This window comes from Ruminococcus sp. 1001136sp1_2201st1_G3_2201SCRN_220225 (assembly GCF_040924365.1).
GTDB classification, from domain to species: domain Bacteria; phylum Bacillota; class Clostridia; order Lachnospirales; family Lachnospiraceae; genus Blautia_A; species Blautia_A faecis.
The window spans coordinates 7,981-11,022 of sequence record NZ_JBCOME010000090.1; the positions used below are offsets into that span (position 1 = coordinate 7,981).

Annotated in this window: 5 protein-coding genes; 4 read left to right on the plus strand and 1 reads right to left on the minus strand. The window is 40.9% G+C overall.

Translation table 11 applies throughout. From position 1 onward, the window contains the following. The coding region (locus tag AB5642_RS19005; protein ID WP_368371856.1) for an alpha-amylase family glycosyl hydrolase at window positions 1-1,040 on the minus strand (1,040 nt) is incomplete at its 3' end. A 475-nt stretch (window positions 1,041-1,515) separates the two neighbouring features. Between AB5642_RS19005 and AB5642_RS19010 the strand changes: the two genes are divergently transcribed. From AB5642_RS19010 to spoIIID, 4 genes are all read left to right on the plus strand, one after another. Further along, window positions 1,516-1,833 (plus strand): lanthionine synthetase LanC family protein, encoded by a 318-nt coding sequence (locus AB5642_RS19010; protein WP_173719607.1) that lies wholly within the window; start codon window positions 1,516-1,518, stop codon window positions 1,831-1,833. After that, the gene (locus AB5642_RS19015; RefSeq protein WP_173719608.1) at window positions 1,805-1,948 is read left to right on the plus strand and encodes a hypothetical protein; all 144 of its coding nucleotides are present in this window, start codon (window positions 1,805-1,807) and stop codon (window positions 1,946-1,948) included. Before AB5642_RS19010 ends, AB5642_RS19015 begins: the two co-directional genes overlap by 29 nt. 12 nt (window positions 1,949-1,960) lie before the next feature. Further along, a complete protein-coding gene (locus AB5642_RS19020) occupies window positions 1,961-2,122 on the plus strand; it encodes a hypothetical protein (protein WP_173719609.1) in 162 nt (53 codons plus the stop codon). 253 nt (window positions 2,123-2,375) lie between these two features. After that, complete coding sequence (spoIIID, locus tag AB5642_RS19025) at window positions 2,376-2,657, plus strand: sporulation transcriptional regulator SpoIIID (RefSeq protein ID WP_118583748.1); 282 nt, start codon at window positions 2,376-2,378, stop codon at window positions 2,655-2,657. Window positions 2,658-3,042 lie beyond the last annotated feature (385 nt).

The window sequence follows — 3,042 nt, forward strand, 5'->3', positions numbered from 1 at the left end:
GTGCAAGGATTTTTCTCCACTGCGTCAGCATAATCAGCAAGATTTAAGGCTGGTCTTAAGCTGTCATCTGAGGTTCTTTCCTTACGTCCCTCAATTCCAAATTCAGAACCATAATAAATACTTGGAACTCCCGGAAGGGTGTAGAGAAGCACATGAACTGGAGCAAAATGCGCCTTATTGGAAAGTTTGGTGTAAATTCGTTCTACATCATGGTTGTCCACGAAATTATAAAGATCAAGGTCGCCCATGTTCTGCAGATATTTTACAGTATGCGCGATCTCAAAATAGTTATGGTCATTGTGTCCGCTGTAAAGAGCCTTGTGAAGTGCATAATTTGTAACACTGTGAAGGGTGCTGCCATTTACCCAGCGGCTGTAATCGCCGTGGATAACTTCGCCCATCAGCCAAAAATCCGGTTTCACTTCCTCAGCGGTGCGGCGCAACTGTTTCATAAAATCAAAGTCCAGAACGTCCGCAGCGTCAAGACGGATACCATCCACATCAAATTCAGAAACCCAGAAACGGATCACATCGCAGATGTAGTTCTGCACATCAGGATTGCGCTGGTTTAATTTTACCAGAAGATTATATCCGCCCCAGTTTTCATAGGAAAAACCATCGTTGTATTCGGTATTTACAGAGAAGTTCACATTACAGTACCAGTTTACATAAGGTGAATTCTGTCGCTTCTCCTGAATATCTTTAAATGCGAAAAAGTCACGTCCGGTGTGGTTGAATACGCCATCGAAGATAACCTTGATCCCTTTTTCATGGCAGGTTGCAACGAAATTCTTCAGATCCTCGTTGTCACCCAGACGGGAGTCAAGCTTCCTGTAATCAGTAGTCTCATAACCATGTCCCACACTTTCAAATAAAGGACCTATATATAAAGCGGTGCACCCGATTTCTTTAATATGATCGATCCACGGAAGAAGCGTATTCAGCCTATGCACAGGCTCCCCATACTCATTCTGCTTCGGCGCTCCTGTCAACCCCAGTGGATAAATGTGATAAAAAACTGCCTCGTTATACCAACTCATGCCTAACACCTCTGTCGTTTAAAATAAATTTGTACATTCAACGTTTTCTATAATAGCAGATTTTAGGAGCTTATTCCATATAAAAATATGATGATTCATGGTACTCTGTAAGGATTGTTAAGAATTTTTTGAAAACGGAAAATATATTGAAAATTTTCCTTAAGGGCAAAGGGGTAAAAATAGTGATTCGATATATAAAATGATGGAAGAACAGAAGAAAGCCTTTGTTGAGGCCTGATGGCAAACTATATCAATAAAACCTATTGACATACTATGAAAACAAGAGCATATTTTACAACAACATTAACGAAAGGAAAAACCACTTTCAAAAGCGGAAAAATGGCAGTGAAGAGCTGAAAGTTTTATGCTAAAGTGCAGAAGTGGCGGGCCATCAGATGAATAAAAGGATAGGTCCAAGAATTTTTCATAAGAATACTGCAGAAGATTATCTTCGAGCAGCGATAGAGACAGCGAGTTGGATCGACACGCTGGCGGTGAAGACACAGAGTATGGAAGGAGCTGGAAAGCGCTTCCGGAGGGACAGGAAGGATATCGTGAAGATGTTCCTATGTTTACGTCAAAAAGTATGTATGACGGTTCAGCTGGAATCGGAATTTTCCTGATCCGTCTTTATGAAGCCACTAGTGATGAGAGATGGCTGAAAGAAGCAGAAGAAGCGGCTGCGCATATTATTGCTACGCAGGTTGGTCCTGAATGGTATCAGCATACCTTACTTACATTCGGAGGTGAAAGGAATCATTCCTGTGCCGGGATGGGCGGCAGGAGCTTATAACGGACCGGTAGGAGAAGCCTATTTCCTGGAGGATCTTTATCAGGTGACAAGGAAGCAGGAATATCGCGATTTCGTACTGCGCACAGCGGATATTCTTATGGAGGCAGCTTCTTGAGATGAACGCGGGTTGTTTTGGAGCGAGCAGGAGGATATTACTGCAGATGGCGGATTTATTGTTTTTCTGGATATTGTATATCGTCGCACTGGAATCCGGAAATATCTGGATTTTGCCAGTGAGGCAGCCGAACCTGGTACGACAGTTGGTGGAGAACCATCCCCACCAGAGTAGTAAGCTACCCGGGACTTTATGTAGGCGCAGCAGGATGCGGCTCTTCTTTACTGAGGGCTTACGCAGCGCTTACAGGAAAGAAGCTGACTAATTTGTATGAGTATCATTTTTTTGAGAAAATATAATGTACTTTATAATATGTACGAAGAATATGGAAATTATTTAACTGCAAAATATTACGGAACGTTTTCTTACATATAAATATAGCGCCTCTGCATACACTGTAAAAACAGCGTCGGCGGAGGCGTTTTTTTTGAAAGAGTATATTGAAGAGCGGGCAGTAGAGATTGGAAATTATATTATCGAAACTAGGGCAACTGTAAGGCAGACTGCAAAAAGGTTTGGGATATCAAAGTCCACAGTACATAAGGACGTGACGACCAGACTTGCAAGCTTAAATCCAGCACTTGCAAGGCAGGCCAGGGCTGTGTTGGAGGTGAATAAATCAGAGAGACATATCAGAGGTGGTTTAGCTACCAGGGAAAAGTATTTGCATCAACATATGCTGGAAAACAATCTGCACAAAAAAATATAAACTTTTTTGTAAAAAGTGCTTGACGATTCCTTGCGATAGTGGTATAGTAAACAAACTGTCGCAAGGAATTGCTTCTGAAATGCTGAAAAATAAAATAATTTTCAGAAAATTCAAATTAACTGTTGACAAATGACTGAACTTATGATAAAGTAACCAAGTCGCTTGAACAGAACGACAGAAACAAACAACTTTATACAGCTTCTTGAGGGTCTGGAAAACTTTTGAAAAAAGTGCTTGACAAGATCTGAAAGATATGATAAAGTGAACAAGCTGTCGAAAAGAGATGACAGACAAACAACCTTGATAATTAAACAGTGAAACACATACGATTCTCGAAAATTCTTAACGAATCATCATTCAAAAGAATGAACTTTTTATAACAGTA